Annotated in this window: 12 protein-coding genes; 1 reads left to right on the forward strand and 11 read right to left on the reverse strand. The window is 65.5% G+C overall.

From position 1 onward, the window contains the following. Positions 1 to 2: 2 nt before the first annotated feature. Genes tssE through tssA form a run of 5 tightly spaced genes read right to left on the reverse strand, consistent with a single transcriptional unit; the run spans position 3 to position 4477 of the window. Entirely contained in the window at positions 3 to 758 is a 756-nt protein-coding gene (gene tssE / locus X757_RS150860) for a type VI secretion system baseplate subunit TssE (protein ID WP_023682612.1), read from the reverse strand. Beyond that, positions 745 to 1194 (reverse strand): Hcp family type VI secretion system effector, encoded by a 450-nt coding sequence (locus tag X757_RS150855; RefSeq protein ID WP_023673716.1) that lies wholly within the window; start codon positions 1192 to 1194, stop codon positions 745 to 747. The genes tssE and X757_RS150855 overlap by 14 nt, the downstream gene beginning before the upstream one ends. A 52-nt stretch (positions 1195 to 1246) precedes the next feature. Continuing rightward, positions 1247 to 2752 carry a type VI secretion system contractile sheath large subunit gene (tssC, locus tag X757_RS150850; RefSeq protein WP_023682611.1) on the reverse strand — a complete coding sequence of 502 codons (1506 nt, stop codon included), beginning with the start codon at positions 2750 to 2752 and terminating at the stop codon, positions 1247 to 1249. Between the two features lie 3 nt (positions 2753 to 2755). Next, on the reverse strand, positions 2756 to 3292 hold the full coding sequence (gene tssB / locus X757_RS150845; protein WP_023673718.1) for a type VI secretion system contractile sheath small subunit: 537 nt from the start codon (positions 3290 to 3292) through the stop codon (positions 2756 to 2758). 6 nt (positions 3293 to 3298) lie between these two features. Further along, a complete protein-coding gene (gene tssA / locus X757_RS150840; protein ID WP_023687034.1) occupies positions 3299 to 4477 on the reverse strand; it encodes a type VI secretion system protein TssA in 1179 nt (392 codons plus the stop codon). A 324-nt stretch (positions 4478 to 4801) separates the two neighbouring features. Here tssA and tssH point away from each other — a divergent pair, with 324 nt between their 5' ends. Then, positions 4802 to 7576 carry a type VI secretion system ATPase TssH gene (tssH, locus tag X757_RS150835; protein ID WP_023726341.1) on the forward strand — a complete coding sequence of 925 codons (2775 nt, stop codon included), beginning with the start codon at positions 4802 to 4804 and terminating at the stop codon, positions 7574 to 7576. Here tssH and X757_RS150830 read toward each other — a convergent pair whose 3' ends face one another. From X757_RS150830 to X757_RS150805, 6 genes are all read right to left on the reverse strand, one after another. Next, complete coding sequence (locus X757_RS150830) at positions 7577 to 8812, reverse strand: VWA domain-containing protein (protein ID WP_023687036.1); 1236 nt, start codon at positions 8810 to 8812, stop codon at positions 7577 to 7579. It abuts the gene before it with no gap. Positions 8813 to 8814: 2 nt separating this feature from the next. Beyond that, the gene (locus X757_RS150825) at positions 8815 to 11067 is read right to left on the reverse strand and encodes a DUF5682 family protein (RefSeq protein WP_023726342.1); all 2253 of its coding nucleotides are present in this window, start codon (positions 11065 to 11067) and stop codon (positions 8815 to 8817) included. 4 nt (positions 11068 to 11071) lie between these two features. Then, positions 11072 to 12151 carry an AAA family ATPase gene (locus tag X757_RS150820; protein ID WP_023726343.1) on the reverse strand — a complete coding sequence of 360 codons (1080 nt, stop codon included), beginning with the start codon at positions 12149 to 12151 and terminating at the stop codon, positions 11072 to 11074. Positions 12152 to 12170: 19 nt separating this feature from the next. Then, positions 12171 to 13607 (reverse strand): DUF5691 domain-containing protein, encoded by a 1437-nt coding sequence (locus X757_RS150815; RefSeq protein ID WP_023726344.1) that lies wholly within the window; start codon positions 13605 to 13607, stop codon positions 12171 to 12173. Next, positions 13604 to 15007, reverse strand: a complete 1404-nt coding sequence (locus X757_RS150810; protein ID WP_023709952.1) for an SWIM zinc finger domain-containing protein — start codon at positions 15005 to 15007, stop codon at positions 13604 to 13606. Before X757_RS150810 ends, X757_RS150815 begins: the two co-directional genes overlap by 4 nt. Positions 15008 to 15105: 98 nt before the next feature. After that, on the reverse strand, positions 15106 to 15645 hold the full coding sequence (locus tag X757_RS150805; protein ID WP_023687041.1) for an Lrp/AsnC family transcriptional regulator: 540 nt from the start codon (positions 15643 to 15645) through the stop codon (positions 15106 to 15108). Positions 15646 to 15647 lie beyond the last annotated feature (2 nt).

The following is a 15647-nucleotide window of genomic DNA, read 5'->3' on the forward strand; positions in this document are numbered from 1 at the left end:
TCTCAGGCTTCCCTGAACTCGGTGCGCGCCAATCCGTTGTCGAGATTGATCGTCGTGCGCAGGCGCATGCGCTCGGGCGTCGGCGTCATGATCAGCACGGCGTCGATCTCGATCTTCAGGCCGGTCTTGTCGCCGAGGTTGACCGTGACTTTGGTCGCGCTCTCCTTCAGCCGCGGCTCGAAAGTGGCGAGCACGGCGCGGATCTCGCGTGCCAGAACATCGCGATCGAAGTCGCGCGACGACCGGCCGGAGAAGGACGGCACGCCATAATTGACAACGCTGCGGCGCACCTCCGGAAAGTCGGCCAGCGATGTCGGACTGTCGGTCATCTGCTCGGCCTCGAGATCGGATAGCAGCGGCGCGGATTCGAAACGCTCGGTGTTGAACAGCGCCTCGATGTCGCGCCGCACGGCCTCGCGCAGCACATCGGGCGACACCACGATGCCTCGGCTTTCAAGCTCGCCACGGTGCCGGTTCTGAAACGCCAGCCGGTGCAGCCGGCGCTTCTGATCGGGGTTCAATGCGTCATCGGCGTCGATGCGCCTCGGTCCGTCTGCCAGCAGCTCGTCCAGGCGCTCTGCGCCAAGCTCCTCCTGCAGAGCCTGCCTGAGCCCGTCTATCTCCGAGCTCAGGCCCGGCAGATCGTTGACGAGGCGGTCCCACAGCGAAGGCTGTACCGCCTCGCGCTTGGCCCGTGAACCGCCCGCCTGTACCTTGTCGGCGGCAGGGCGCTTTGCTCGCCCCTCACTTGCCGACATAGACATCCATTTCGGCTTCGTCATTGTCGTCATAGACGAACTTGATCTTCTTGTAGGCGAAGGAGACTTCCTCCTGGATCAGGTCGGCTTCATCATCGGCCTGCGACATGTCGTATTCCATGATCGAGGCGTCGGTCAGGGTAACGACCAGATAGTCCTTGCTCTCGCCGTCGATGGTCCGCCGCGCGGAGAATTTGACCTCGTCCAGCGCCTTGTTTTCGAACAGGGCCTTGGCCAGATAGGGTGAGGCCTTGTCATAGTGCTTGGTGAACTTGATCATGCCCATCGACACGCGGCCTCGGCGCGAGAGGGAATTGGGGTCGTAGGGCGCGACCATCTTGTAATCGACGCCATGGATTTCGATCTCGTCGTCATGGCCGTCGCGTGTGCTAGGCCCCTTGATATCCGGAACTTTCAGAAAACCGTCGATCTTCATTGTGGGCATTTTCGTTCTCCACCGCTTTCAAACAAAGGTTTGGTTGCTGCAATCAGGTCTTCACGGACGGCAATTCCGACACCAGCCTGAGCGAGGCGTTGATGCCCTCCAGCTGGTAGTGCGGGCGCAGATAGAAGCGGGCGTTGTAGTAGCCCGGCCGGCCCTCCACGCTGTCGACCTGCACCTCGGCGGCGGCAAGCGGACGCTTGGCGCGTGCCTTGTCGTCGGCGAAGGCCGGGTTGGCCAGCACGTACCGGTTGATCCATTCGGTCAACCAGATCTGCATGTCGGTGCGTTCCTTGAACGATCCGACCTTGTCGCGCGCAATCGCCTTGAGGTAGTGGGCGAAGCGCGAGACCGGGAACAGATAGGGCAGGTTGGCTGAGAGCCGCTCGTTGGATTGGGCGTCGGGGTCGACCAGGCGGCCCGCCCGCGTCTCGTCATCCTGCAGCGAATGGGCGCCGATAAAGGCCGCGAGATCGGTGTTCTTGCGGTGCAGGATCGGCATCAGCCCGAGCTTGGCCAGTTCCGCCTCGCGCCGGTCGTCGATGGCGACTTCCGTCGGGCATTTCATCGCGATCGAGCCGTCATCGGTCGGGAAGGAGTGCACCGGCAGGTTAAGCACAGTGCCGCCATTTTCGACGCCGCGGATCTGGGTGCCCCAGCCATAGAGCTTGTGGCTGCGGTTGATGTTGACGCCCATCGGGAAGGCAGCGTTCATCCAGACATATTTGTTGTGATCGCCCTGCACTTCCTCCTCGAAGGAGAAGCCCTTGACCGGGACTGTCTCCGAGCCGTAGGGCAGCCGCGCCAGCACGCGCGGCATGGTCAGCCCGATATAGCGCGCATCCTCGCTCTCGCGCAGCGATTGCCACGAGGCGTAGGCCGGGTTGGAGACGATCTGCTGCAGGTCCTGCGGGTTGGGCAGTTCCTGCCAGCTGTCCATGCGGAACAGCCGTGGCGAGGCGGCGGCGATGAACGGCGTGTGCGCCGAGGCGCAGATGCCGGAGATGTTGCGCAACAGGCCGACGTCGCGCGGGTGGTTGGAGAACTCGTAGGCGCCGATGACGCAGCCGATCGGTTCGCCGCCGAGCATCGAATACTCGTCGGTGTAGACCTTCTTGAAGATCGGGCTCTGGTCCCACATCTGCCCTTCATAGTCTTCGAGCGTATCGGCCAGCTGCTCCTTGGAAATGTTCATCACCCGGATCTTCAGCTTCTGATCCGTCTCGGTGTTATTGATGAGATACCAGAGGCCGCGCCAGGTGCCTTCCATCTGCCGCACTTCCGGCGCGTGCAGGATTTCGTTGACCTGGGTCGTCAGCATCTTGTCGATGCCGGCGATCAACGACTTGATCGACTTGATCGAGTTGGACGAAATCGTCGTCGTCTCGGAGCGCGACTGCGCCGCCAGCGCCAGGTTGCGAACCAGCTGCTGCAGCTTCTCGCTGTCGTCCTTCTTGACCTTGAAGTCCTTCTCCAAGAGCTGGCTGAATTCGCCGAGATCGACGGCCTCGGCCTCGGCGACGGATGCTGCGGTCTTTTGCTGTTCGGCCATGATCTATTCCTCACCCTTGTCGTCGGACAGCGCCTGGGCGGCGATCTGGCCAAGCAGCGGCTGGTTGTTCAGCAATTGGGCGATGCGCTTTTCGGCATCGACGCGGCCGTCCATGAAGCCGAGCAGCTCCTCGAGCTGGCGCCGCATCTTGAGGATTTCGGCCAGTTGCGGGACCTGTTCGGCGATCTTGTCGGGGGCGAAATCGCCCATCTTGGTGAAGGTCAGGTCGAGCGCCAGTTCTTCGTCGCGCTCCTGTCCCTCGGCCTGCGGCAGCGTGTTCTTCACCCGCGCCTTGACCCTGGGTCCCAGCGCTTCCATGAATTTGGGGAAGCGGTTGGCATCGGTCTCGACAAAGGAACGGTCGAGCACCGTCTTGGACGCTTCCCTGGTCTGCGATGCGCCCGACAGGTCGGCCATCACGCCCATGACGAACGGCAGTTCGATCGTCGTCGGGCTGCCGTAGGTTTCGACATCGTAGGCGATCTGCACGCGCGGGGCGCGATTTCGCTCGATGACCTTCGCTTTGCTTTCGGCTGGCATGTGTTGCTACCTTTCATCCTTCTGGGCAGTCTTCTTGGCGTCGGGAACGCCGGCGAGCAGCCGGAATTCCTTGAGCCCCGACGGGGCGAGGTCTTCCATCAGTTCAACGAAATCCATGTGCACCATCCTGCGCACCCGGCGGGCGAGATGCGGGATCGGACTCGACGGCTCGGTGCGGTCGTAGAACGCGACCACAAGGTCGAGGCACTTCACCACATCGTCGCGCGAGGAAATCCTGTCCGGGAGCCCCGCACCGGTCTCCGCGTAGCTTGCCATCGTCTCGGCTCCATGACCGTTTCTGACCGGCGCGGCCGGGCTTGCCGGGGGAGCAGCCGGGCTGGCAGCCCCCTTCGTCGCTGCCTCTTCCGTGGTCTCGACCGCCGTGTTGCGTTCCAGCGTCGTCAGCACGCGCTGCAAAAACCGCTTCAGGTCCGGGACGGCAGCCCCGTTGCTGTCAAGGCGGGCATTCAGCGCCGCATCGACCGCGTCGAGCGCCTCGATCGCTGCGTGCGCCCCGGCGATGAGCGCCGTCATCTGTTCACCGGCCTGGTCCTGATGGGCGGCACAACCGCTGCCCACCCGGTTCAGGAGCTGTCCGTGCGCGCTGACCAGTGCTGCCTTCTCCGTGGCATTCAATCCCGACGCCGCTTCCTGAAGCATGACGCGATCGTCGAGCGCACCCTGTTCGAGATCGCGTCCGCTGATCGGCCCGATGGGACGCGGCGCGAAGAAGACCATCTGCCTGAGGTTCGCCAGCAGGCCTTCCTGGCCGTTCTGCAGGTCGGCCAGCGCGTTGAGGCGGCGCAAGGCGGCCTCGCGTGGTTGGGGGCTGGCCCGCAGCGCCGGGTGCATCGTCTCCCAATGCGTCTCGAAGGTCCTTGCAATCAGGGTCAGGCCCTGTGCCAGTCCGGCCAATCCCTCTTCATTGGCCAGCGCCCGGGCGACAATGACGAGCAGGCGCAGGTCGCGGCCATGCGAACGCAACTCCTCGGCCTTGCCGAGCACGGCAGGCCAGTCGACCGGAATGGTCGATTGCGCGGCTGGCTTGTTGCGCCCGTCATGGACGACCTTGACCTGCGGCTCCGTGAGCCGCTCCAGCTCATGAAAAGCCGGATCGTTGCGCAAGTCTTCGCCTGACGGATTTTCACCGTCCAGCGGAGCAAGCCAGAGTGCGAGATCGATCACAGATACCCCCGGCGACCGGCTCTAAAACCGTACGTGACCCAACGTTAGCACACGGTTGCATATTCCCACAATTCGCCATCCGCTCAAAAGTTAACGAGCGCTAATGAATGTCGGTGCAACTGCGTCTCGGATGGCGCAATTCATGGCGTGCTTGGCCAACCTCGTATGTGAAGCGCATCGCATAGGATTAGAAAAAATCGTGGTTGTCTGCATTTGGCGGCGCGGGACTCTCCACAAAGGGAAAAGGCCGGCTGCATCAAGCGCTTTGTCAAGCGGCTGCTTATGTGGCAGGCTGTCGACGGGCAGATTGCAGGAGCACGTTCGATGGAACAGCGCCGGTCGTCGCAGGGGTTCAAACGCAAGGAACTGGTTGGCAAGCTCAATCCGGTCTGCCTGCGCGCCTTCAAGGCCGCCGCCGACAGCGCCAAGCTGCGCGGCAATCCTTACGTCGAACTCGTCCATTTCATAGAACAACTGGTGCTGTCCGAGCGTTCGGATGTGCAGATGATCATTGCCGATGCCGGCGTCGATGCCAGCCGGCTTACCAGCGAAATGACCCGCGCCGTCGACAAGCTGCCCTACGGCGCCACCTCGATCGAGGAATTTTCCGACCACATTTTCCACGCCATCCAGGAAGCCTGGAACCTGGCGACGCTGGAATTTGGCATGGAGGAGGTCCGCAGCGCCCATATCGTGCTCGCCTGCCTGAAGACGCCGGTGCTGGAAGGCCTGATGGCGAAGATCAGCGGCGAATTCGACAAGATCGACGCCGACGGGGTCATCGCCCGCTTTGCCGAGGTGGTGGAGGGCTCGCTCGAAGCCGGCGCCATGGCAGCAGTGGCTCCCACCGCGGAGGCGCCGCGGCGAGCTCCGGGCGGGGACTCCGCGCTGGCCAAATACGCCACCGACCTCACCCAGCGCGCCCATGACGGCAAGATCGACCCGGTCGTCGGCCGCGACCCGGAGATCCGGCAGATCATCGATATCCTGATGCGCCGCCGGCAGAACAACCCGATCCTGACCGGCGAGGCCGGTGTCGGCAAGACCGCGGTGGTCGAGGGCTTTGCCCTGCGCATCGCCCAGGGCGACGTGCCGCCGCCGCTGCAAGGCATCAGCGTGCGTATGCTCGACGTCGGCCTGATGCAGGCCGGCGCCAGCGTCAAGGGCGAGTTCGAGAAGCGCCTGAAGGCGGTGATCGACGAGGTGCAATCCTCCGAAACGCCGGTCATCCTGTTCATCGACGAGGCGCACACGCTGATCGGCGCCGGCGGTGCGGCGGGAACCGGCGATGCCGCCAATCTCTTGAAGCCGGCGCTGGCGCGCGGCGAACTGCGCACCATCGCGGCAACGACCTGGGCCGAGTACAAGCAGCACATCGAAAAGGACCCGGCGCTGACCCGCCGTTTCCAGGTGGTCAAGATCGACGAGCCGTCGGAAGCGGTCGCCGTGCTCATGCTGCGCGGTGTAGCCGGCGTGCTCGAACAGCATCACGAAGTGCAGATCCTGGACGAGGCGATCGAGGCGGCGGTCGGCCTGTCGCATCGTTACATCCCGGCGCGGCAATTGCCCGACAAGGCGGTCAGCCTGCTCGACACCGCTTGCGCCAGGGTGGCGATCTCGCAGCATGCGACGCCGGCCGAGGTCGAGGACATTTTGCGGCGCCGCCAGGCGCTCGAGGTCGAAAGCGGCATCATCGGCCGCGAGGCAGCGATCGGCATCGAAGTAACTGACCGGCAGGCGCGGGTCGAGGCCGGGCTCACTGAGACGGGGACCATGCTCGCCGCCGCCGAGGAGCGCTGGGAGCGCGAAAAGGCGCTGGTTGCCGAGATCCTCGAACTGCGCGCGCGGCTGCGCGGCGACGGCGTCCCGCTCGATGCGGTGGCGACAGCTGAGGCCGATGCCGAACCGGCAGCGCCGGACGAAGAAAAGACCAAGGTGCCCAAGGCCGAGACGCCCAAGGCCGAAGCGTCCGAGACCGAAGCGCCGGCTGCCGAGGCTGCGCCGTCAGATCCTGTCGCCGATCTGGCGCGGCTGCGTGAACTCATGGCCGAGCTTGCCACCGCGCAAGGCGAGACGCCGCTGATCCTGCCGTCGGTCGACCGCAATGCGGTCGCTGCCGTGGTCCAGGACTGGACCGGCATCCCGACGGGACGGATGCTGTCCAGCCAGACCGAAAAGGCGCTCAAGCTCGCCGACACTTTGTCCGAACGAGTCGTCGGCCAGGATCACGCCATGGAGATGATCGCCAAGCGCGTGCAGACCAGCCGCGCCGGGCTCGGAGCGCCGGAAAAGCCGGTCGGCGTGTTCCTGCTCTGCGGCCCCTCCGGTGTGGGCAAGACCGAGACGGCCCTGGCGCTGGCCGAGACGCTCTATGGCGGCGAGCAGAACCTGATCTCGATCAACATGTCCGAATTCCAGGAGGCGCACACCGTCTCGACGCTCAAGGGCGCACCGCCCGGCTATGTCGGCTACGGCAAGGGTGGCATTCTCACCGAGGCCGTGCGCCGAAAACCCTATTCGGTGATCCTGCTCGACGAGGTCGAGAAGGCGCATCCCGACGTCCACGAGATCTTTTTCCAGGTCTTCGACAAGGGCATGATGGATGACAGCGAGGGAAGGCGCATCGACTTCAAGAACACGCTGATCCTGCTGACGTCCAATGTCGGGTCCGAAGTCATCATGGAGCGGACCGGCAACGGCACGGTGAGGGCAGGGCTCGACGGCCTCGATGCTGCCCTGCGCGCTCCACTGCTGAAGGTGTTTCCAGCGGCCTTCCTCGGCCGCGTCGTGACCATCCCTTACTATCCGCTTTCGGATTCGATGATCGAGGCCATCACCCGCCATCAGTTCGGCAAGATCGCGCGGCGGCTGCGCGCCAGCCACGACGCCGAACTGGTGATCGGCGACGGCGTCATGGCGCTGGTCAAGGCGCGCTGCACCGAAATCGAGTCCGGTGGCCGCATGATCGACGCCATCCTCACCAACACGCTGTTGCCGGAACTCAGCCGCGGCGTGCTGAACCGGTCGCTCGACGGCGAGAAGATGACCAAGGTGACCGTCAGCGCTTCCACTGACGGGTTTGCCTATTCGTTCGAATAGTCAGGCCTGACTGCTCGGCTCCGTCTCGGCGCGGATCAGCTTGATGTCGGCGCCGGCTGCCCAGGCGCCGATATCCTCGCGCCGCAACGCCGCCGCCATCATGTCGGGAAACAGGTCCGGCGTGCAGGCGAAGACCGGTATGCCAAGTGCCGCGACCGAAGCCGACATCGCCGGATCATAGCCCGGCCGGCCCTGATCGGTCAGCGCCAGCAGCACGATGACATTGACGCCGGACCGGACCAGCGCCGCAAGCCGCCGCAGCAAGTCCTGGCCGTTGCCGCCCTCATAGAGGTCGGTGATCAGCACGAAGTGGGATTTGGTCGGCCGCTCGATGCGGTCGGCGCAATAGGCGACCGCCTGGTTGATGTCGGTGCCGCCGCCGAGCTGCACGCCAAACAGCACCTCGACCGGGTCGCTGAGCTCTTCGGTCAGGTCGACGATGGCCGTGTCGAAACAGACCAGCTTGGTGCGCACGACCGGCAGCGACGCCATCACCGCGGCGAAAATCGAGGCGTAGATCACCGAACTCGCCATCGAGCCGGACTGGTCGACGCACAGCACCACTTCGTCGAGATCGACTAGCCGGCGTTGCTTGCGCATGAAGCCGACCAGTTTTTCCGGCACGACGGTTTTGTGCTCAGGCTGGTAGTGGCGAAGATTGGCCGAGATGGTGCGCGGCCAGTCGATGTCGCGTTGGCGCGGCCGGTTGGTGCGTCGCGACTTGTCGAGCGCGCCACGGATCGCCTCGGCGGTCTTCTGCTCCAGCCGCTGCATCAGCTTGGCGACGATGTCGGCGATGATGGTGCGGGCAATGTCCTTGGTCTTGGCCGGCATCACCGAACGCAGCGAGATCAGGTCGGCGACGAGGTTGACGTCGGCCTCGATCGCCTTGAGGAATTCCGGCTCCATCAGCATCTGCTTCAGGTTCAGCCGCTCGAAGGCATCCTTCTGGACGATCTGGACCACCTGGGCGGGAAAGAAGGAGCGGATATCGCCCATCCATTGCGCCACGCGTGGCGCCGAGCGGCCGAGCCCGCCGCGCCGCTTGCGCGGGTCGGCATCGGCATTGGCGCCGTCGCCGTAAAGCGCATCGAGCGCCGAAGACAGTTTTTTGTCATCACTGGAAAGGGCGGAGGAAGCCTCGTCATCGGCGCCGATCGCCAGCCGCCAGCGGCGCTCGCGCCCGCTATCGGAGGATGCTGGGCCGGGTTCGGGCACTTCGGCTTCGTCATCCATTGTCACACTCCGCCCGCCAGCAATGGCCCAAGCTGCTCCAGGTGACGGCGCCAGCCTTCGCCGCCATCCGGCGCCGGGGTCAGGCCGGCCGGCAACCTTGCGGTGCGGCCGAGCACGGCCTCGATCAACCGCTGCCGCTCCATCGAGTCCAGATTGGAGAAGACGCGGCGCAGCAATGGCAGATGCGCGATGAAAGCGTCCTCGTCGAGCGATTTCAGCCACCCATCGACGGCGCCGCGCAGGCCCTCGTCGTAGATCAGCCGCTGGCCGGCAGTGCTGAAGAAACCTTCGAAGAACCCCGCTGCCTGGGCGACCGGCGTCCCCGGCGACAGCCTGCGTCCGAGCAGCCCGGCGGCGTCCTCTGCCGACAGTTGGCCGGCTTCATAGAGCAGATGCGCGGCGCAGCCGGCGAGCAGCGCCGTCGAGCCCGGACCTTCCAGCACGCCGGTCAGGCCGTTGCGCCATGCATCGAGCACGCCTTCGCCGGGCTCGACCAGCCGGATGGCCGTGTCGGCCTTGCGCACAGCACCGACCAGCGTGGTGGCGGCCTGCTCGTCCAGGTCGCGCACCGCATAGGGCAGCGCGATCGCGCCTTCGACGATCAACCGTTCCAACAAACCGGACAGCCGGTTGGTTTCGGTCTTGCGCGCCTCGCCGTAACGGATGATGTCGGCAAGCGGCGGCACCGAGGCCAGCATCTCCAGGCATTCGCTGCTGTGCGCTGCGCGCGCCTCCAACGCTACAAGGCCGGCGCTCGCGGCCTCCGACAGATCCGCCGTAATGGCGCTCTGGACAAGGGCGGCAAGCGTGTCGAGGCTCGCGGCCGCACCGAGCATCTGGATCAGGCGGCCATTGGCGGCCTTTTCGATAGTCGGGCCGTAGATCAGGTTCTCGACCAGGCGCACGGCATATTCCGGCTCCCAGGCCAGCGTCCATTTTTCGCGAAAGGTGCCGCGGCTGCGGCCGGCGTCGGCCAGCCTGCCCCATTGCACGCCAAGCACGTCCAGCCGGTGCAGCAATGTCGAACGAAACAGTCCGCTTTCGCTGCGCAGATCGACCGACAGCTCGCGTTCCAGCGCCTCCGGCTTCAGCCGCGCCGCCTTCTGGTTGCGCTGCAGGTCCTCGATCAGCGGCGCCAGCGGCGTGTCGGGCGGAATCTCGCCGACATCCGCGCCCAAAAGCAGCTCGGCCTCGACCAGCGCCCACAGCACCGCTTCGCCGTTGAACAGCGCCGCGATCGCGGCATCGCGCAATTCCTCCAAGCCGGGCTTCGGCCGCTCGCGAATGGCAGCCAGTGTGCGCGCAAGCCGCTCGGCCTCGATCAGCGACGCGGTCGACACCAGATGGCCCTTCGCCCGCAGCACCGCCGCGATCGTCGCCAGCCACAGCGTCGCGGCGTCGCGCCGCCCTCGTGTGCGCCACAGATGCTTGCACCAGCCGGGCGCGACGACGCCAGCGCCATAACCATAGCCCAGCGCAAGACGCGGCCCGGTCCATGGCGCCCATGTCATGATGCTTTTGCGCCGGGCAATTCCCTTGATCAGCGCCTGGTCGTTCTTCTGCGTGTGCGCGGCCTGCAGGGCCGGCACATGCCATGCGCCGCAGACGACGGCGATCGGTCCGGCGAATTCCTTGCGCGCGGCGGCGATTTCCAATCGCATATGCGCTTCACGCTTGGCCTCGAACGGCGCGATCGCACCTTCGCCGTCGCGCAGCGTCGTCATCGCATCGGTGATGGCAGCGAAGATTGGACCCGGCTGCGGATTCTGCTCGATAATGTCGGCCCACCAGCTTTCGCCATCTTCATAGCCGGCGGCCGCAGCCAGCGTGCCGATCGGGTCGCGATGCGATGCGGGCTCGCCATCCTCACCGGTTTCGTCCTTGGGTTCGGGCTTGTCGGCGTCAGCCGTTTTGTCGGGGTCGTCGGTTGCCGGTGCCGCGAACCGTGCCGATGACGGCAGGTCGATGAACCGCAATGCCGCCTTGTTCGCCACCGCCCACACCGCCGCCTGGTATTCCGGCGAGAACTCGGCGAACGGCCAGAAACTTGTCGCGGCCGGATCGTCCTCGGGGTAGCAGAGCAGCGCCACCGGCGGCTGCATCTGCGGGCGCGCCAGCAATGGCAGCAGGGCGGACGCGTCGCTCGGCCCTTCGATCAGCACCGCGACCGGCTGCAAGTCCCGCAGCGCCTGCACCAGGCTGTCGGCGGAGCCCGGCCCGTGATGGCGGATGCCGAAATAGGCGACGTCGCTCATGACCTCAGATCGCTGCGTTCAGCGCCGCGTAATAGCCGGCATAGTCCGGCCGCTTCTTGAGCACCGTTTCGAGATATTCCTCCAGCACCACCTTGTCCTGCACCGGGTCCTTGACGATGGCGCCGACAAGGCTGGCGGCGAGGCCTTCGGCGCCGAGCTTGCCGCTGTCGAACCACGCCGCCTGGCTGAGGCCGCCGACCATGGTGGCGATCGCCTCGGCGGTCGAGAGCGAACCCGAAGGCGTCTTCAGCGTCACCTTGCCGTCGGCGGTTGCGCCCGAGCGCAGCTCGCGGAAAATGGTCAACACTCGAGCGATCTCCTCGCCGACATTTTTCGGCACCGGCAGGTCGAGCCCGCCGGCCATCTCGTCGACCCGCTTGGAGACGATCGCCACCTCTTCCGCCATGTCCTCGGGCAGCGGCAGCACCACCACATTGAAGCGGCGTTTCAGCGCCGAGGACAGCTCGTTGACGCCCTTGTCGCGGTTGTTTGCGGTGGCGATGATGTTGAAGCCGCGCTGGGCATAGAGCGACGTGTTGAGTTCCGGGATCGGCATCATCTTTTCCGACAGCACGGTGATCAGCGTATCCTGTACATCGGAGCCCATGCGCGTCAACTCTTCCAGGCGGCATAGCTTGCCGCTCTCCATGGCGCGGTAGAGCGGCGTCGGCACCAGCGCCTCCTGGCTCGGCCCTTTGGCCAAAAGCTGCGCATAGTTCCAGCCGTAGCGGATCTGGTTCTCGTCGGTGCCGGCCGTGCACTGCACGATCAGCGTCGAGTTGCCCATGATGGCGGCGGCGAGATGTTCCGACACCCAGGACTTGGCGGTGCCGGGAACGCCGAGCAACAGCAGCGCGCGGTCGGTAGCGAGTGTCGCCACCGCGGTTTCCATCAGCCGGCGGCGGCCAACATATTTCGGCGATATCACGGTGCCGTCGCTTGCCTTGCCGCCGAGCAGATAGGTCAGCACGGCCTTCGGCGACAGGCTCCATCCGGCCGGCTTCTGGCGTTCGTCATTGCGCGCCAGCGCCTGCAGTTCAGCGGCATAGGCCTGCTCGACAGGGAGGCGGATGGCTGCCTTCATGGTGCTGTTCTCCGGATTGTCATGTGTTGGTTCCCGTCAGGGCCGCGTTGAGGCGCAGGAAAGCGAGCGAGGCTGCCGCCGGCGGCATGCCAGCCGCAACGACATGCTCGATCAATTTTTCCGCTGTCGCCGCAGTGGCCAGAAAGCCCATCGTTTCCAGCAGGTCGTCGGCGGTTCGCTTCATAGCGTCATCATCGCGGGCGACAGCCGAACGCAATGCCGCCAAGCCCTGGCCGTTCGTCAGGTCGGGCCATTCCAGCCAGTTGGCTTCGAAGCCCTCGGCAAGGGTGAGCGCGCCAATATACTGCGGCGTATCTTTCAGGATCAGTCTGACCAGGACACGCTTCCTGCGGCTATCCAGGCGCGGTATCAGGTGCAGCACGAATAGTGCCGGCTTGCCTCCCCCGGCGACTAGTGTGTCGGCCATCTGCGTTACGGCAGCGTCGCTGCCCGACGCTGCGACCATTCGTGAGATCTGGATGTCCGCATTTTTGTCGGCACCGAATTGCCAGGCTGCAATGAAATCGGGTTCGCTGACCCCAAATCGGGAAGCGAGGTCGACCAGGTTGCAGGTCTCGAACAATTCGGCGCGGCGCTTTTCCTGCGCCGGCGATTTGAGCTTTGCCGGCGTGTAGGTGGTGCGGCGGCGGATGAAGCCGGATTTGCCTTCTGTAATGAAGGCGGCGAGTTCGGCAACGGGGTCGTCGGCTCCGTCGTTGCCCGGCCAGCCATGCTCGCCCAGCCTTGCCAGCAGCCGGCCCGCCAGCTCCCGCACCTTGCCGGAGCGGTCGGTGGCCAGGCTTTTCAGGAATGGCGCGTCCGTGGGCGTCAGGTTGAAATGCATGAGTTCGATGAGCGCCAGCCGGACTTCAGCCGGCTCGCCCGTCGCCTTGGCTTCCATCAGGCTGCGGGCCGTGGCCGGATCGCGACGGCGCATCTCGGCCAACGCGATACGGCGCGCGGCGGGGTAAAAGTCATCCCAGTTCTGCGCCGTCAGCTGCTCCTGCGGGGCAATCTTCAGCCCCTCGACGCTGGCCTGCCAGTCGATCCACGGCGCATAGATGTCAGGGCTGTTCTGGTCTGATGCCGACGGCATCCAGTCCATCGGATGCAGCACGTAGCCGCGGCTGGCGACGAGCGTCGCGACGCGCGACTTGCGCCGCGCATCGGCGGCGTTCTTCAGGGCCGCCCGCAACAGCGGCCGCAACCGCTCCGGCAGCAGCGGCAGGCCAAGCCTCGGCAGCGGCGGGCGCCGCTTCAGCGTCTTCGGCGCCGACGGCCGCAGGCCGACATCGAGCGCCTGCGCCGCGATCGCCAGCAGACGTCGCTCCCGTTCGTCCGGGCTTGCGCCACGCGCGATCTCCTTCCATGCGGTTGGCGCCAGATCGAACGCGGTTCCGCCGGTGATCCAGCAGTCGCGCATCGTCGCCAGGCCGGTTAGTTCGAGCTCGTTCATGACAGATCGAGCCTCCCGAAGCCGCTTTGCGCGGCCAGCAGATCGAGCCGCGCGCCGTTCCAAAGCGCTGCCGTGGCCGCGAGGTCGAGGCCAAGCACGGTCTGATCGACGGTCCCGCTAACAGGCAGGGCGATCCCTTGCGGGTCGTGCGCCGCTTGCCACCAGGCGGTGCCGCGCTCATCGAGCAGGATCGCGCCGGCAGGCAGCATCAGCGGGCTATCGGTCGACCAGGGCGCTGCGTCCTGGTGCGCCGCATGCGCCGCGAGCGGGTCCTTGACAGCGTCGAGGCCGAAATCCGGCCAGGCGCCCGACACGACGTCGCCCTTGCGCTCCGCCACCAAGGCCCGCAGTGGCTGGCGCGACGGGTAGAATACCAGGCGGGCGTGGAACCGGTCACCGGGCGTGAACGCCGCCGAGCGGCGGCCGGCCGAAGCCGGAAAGAAATCGAGCAGCAGCCCAAACTGCGGCGTCGGGCTTTTCAGATCGAGCAGCCAGGTCGAATGGCTGACGAGACCGTCGCGGCGGGTCTCGATCTTCTCGCCGACGACCTCCCAATGGCTGTCGACCTGCTTCGCGTCGGGACTGGACAGAACCTGGTCGCGGGTTTCGGACGCCGACACCAGTCGCTTCAGCTCGGGATCGTCGGGCGCCGAGCGCCAGGCTTTGGCCAGCAGCACCAGCTTGCCGAGTTCGCGGATCGCCGCGTCCGGCCGTTCCTCGCTGCGCAGCGCCATTAGCCGGGCCGGGATTTCGTCGATGCGTCCGGCAAGCGCCGTCGCCTTCATGTCGACAAGCCGCGCGGCAATGCGGCGGCAGCGCTCGCTGCTGGCGTCGGCAAAGGCGGAAAGGCCGAGCCGCAGCTGGTCGGCAATCCACTGGTCGAGTTCGTCCAGCGCGCCTGCCACCGCGGTGCGCGTATCTTCCGCCCGCTTGCGCTGCGCCGTCTCGCGGCGCTCCGTCGCGGCGGCGTCATCGACGGTGCTTTCCTCCGCCTGCGAGGCCTCGCCAATGCTCTTGCCAGACGCGCCCCTGCCAGGCTTTGCATCGACCGGCGGGGGCGCAGTCTTCCTGCGCCGGCCAAGCCAGTCATTGACCCATTCCGGCGTTGTTTCGGCTGATGTGAAGCTGGCCGGCGCCGTGGCGGCGATCCACATCAGCGCCAGCGTGTGCTTGCAGGGAAATTTTCGCGACGGGCAGGTGCATTTGTAGCCGTGGTCGCCGGTGTCGACGACGGTGCGATAGGGGTTGGATCCCGAGCCCTGGCATTCGCCCCAGATCAGCGCCTGCTGCTCGTTCTTCTCCAGCCGCGGCCAGTTCGAGCGCTTGGTGAGCTTCGAGGCGGCGCTTAGCGACGCCTGATCGGGGGCCAGCGCCTCGATGGTTTTCAGTTCGAATTCCAAGCCGCGCCTCTCGTCACCCCAAATCAATGCCTGGCATCAATATAGGGTGCCGTTTGTGAAGGATTGTTGTGGCCCCGGCAAGACGAAGATAGCGCAGATCAGTACAACGGCGTGGCCATATGCCGGGGCGTCGGCCATTGCGCCGTGATCTCGGGCTGCACCGGGCGCTCGAGATAGGTCGACAGCACGACATAGCTTCGCGTCGAGGTGACGCCGGGCGTTTCGTAGAGACGCGCCAGCAGGCCTTCGAGCGCCCTGGTGTCCTCGGTGCGGACCTTGAGAAGCATGCAGGTGTCGCCGGCCACCGAATGGATTTCCTCGACCTCAGGATATTGGGAGACGGCCATCAGCTCCGGTGTCTTGCCCCAGCCCTTGGTATCGATATGCACGAAGGTGAGCAGCGGCTTCTTCACCGCCTTCGGGTCGATGATCACAGCCGTGCCGCGGATGGCGCCGCTGCGCCGCAGGCGCTTGACCCGCTCATGCGCCGCCGGCGGCGAAAGGCAGACGCGTTCGCCAAGTTCGGCGTAGCTGATCGTCGCATCCTCGACCAGCACGCCTAATATTTTTCGGTCGATTGCGTCGAGCTCGCGGGGAGCTACCTTGTTCTGCAGAACCCCATCTGTTTCTTCGTCCATAT

The sequence above is a fragment of the Mesorhizobium sp. LSHC412B00 genome (assembly GCF_000503035.1).
Lineage (GTDB): Bacteria > Pseudomonadota > Alphaproteobacteria > Rhizobiales > Rhizobiaceae > Mesorhizobium.

Coding starts and splice junctions, on each gene's coding strand:
- X757_RS150815 (WP_023726344.1), bottom strand. CDS start 13,607: ATGAACGAGCTCGAACTAACCGGCCTGGCGACGATGCGCGACTGCTGG.
- tssH (WP_023726341.1), top strand. CDS start 4,802: ATGGAACAGCGCCGGTCGTCGCAGGGGTTCAAACGCAAGGAACTGGTT.
- X757_RS150805 (WP_023687041.1), bottom strand. CDS start 15,645: ATGGACGAAGAAACAGATGGGGTTCTGCAGAACAAGGTAGCTCCCCGC.
- tssC (WP_023682611.1), bottom strand. CDS start 2,752: ATGGCCGAACAGCAAAAGACCGCAGCATCCGTCGCCGAGGCCGAGGCC.
- X757_RS150820 (WP_023726343.1), bottom strand. CDS start 12,151: ATGAAGGCAGCCATCCGCCTCCCTGTCGAGCAGGCCTATGCCGCTGAA.
- tssE (WP_023682612.1), bottom strand. CDS start 758: ATGTCGGCAAGTGAGGGGCGAGCAAAGCGCCCTGCCGCCGACAAGGTA.
- X757_RS150825 (WP_023726342.1), bottom strand. CDS start 11,067: ATGAGCGACGTCGCCTATTTCGGCATCCGCCATCACGGGCCGGGCTCC.
- X757_RS150830 (WP_023687036.1), bottom strand. CDS start 8,812: ATGGATGACGAAGCCGAAGTGCCCGAACCCGGCCCAGCATCCTCCGAT.
- tssB (WP_023673718.1), bottom strand. CDS start 3,292: ATGCCAGCCGAAAGCAAAGCGAAGGTCATCGAGCGAAATCGCGCCCCG.
- X757_RS150855 (WP_023673716.1), bottom strand. CDS start 1,194: ATGAAGATCGACGGTTTTCTGAAAGTTCCGGATATCAAGGGGCCTAGC.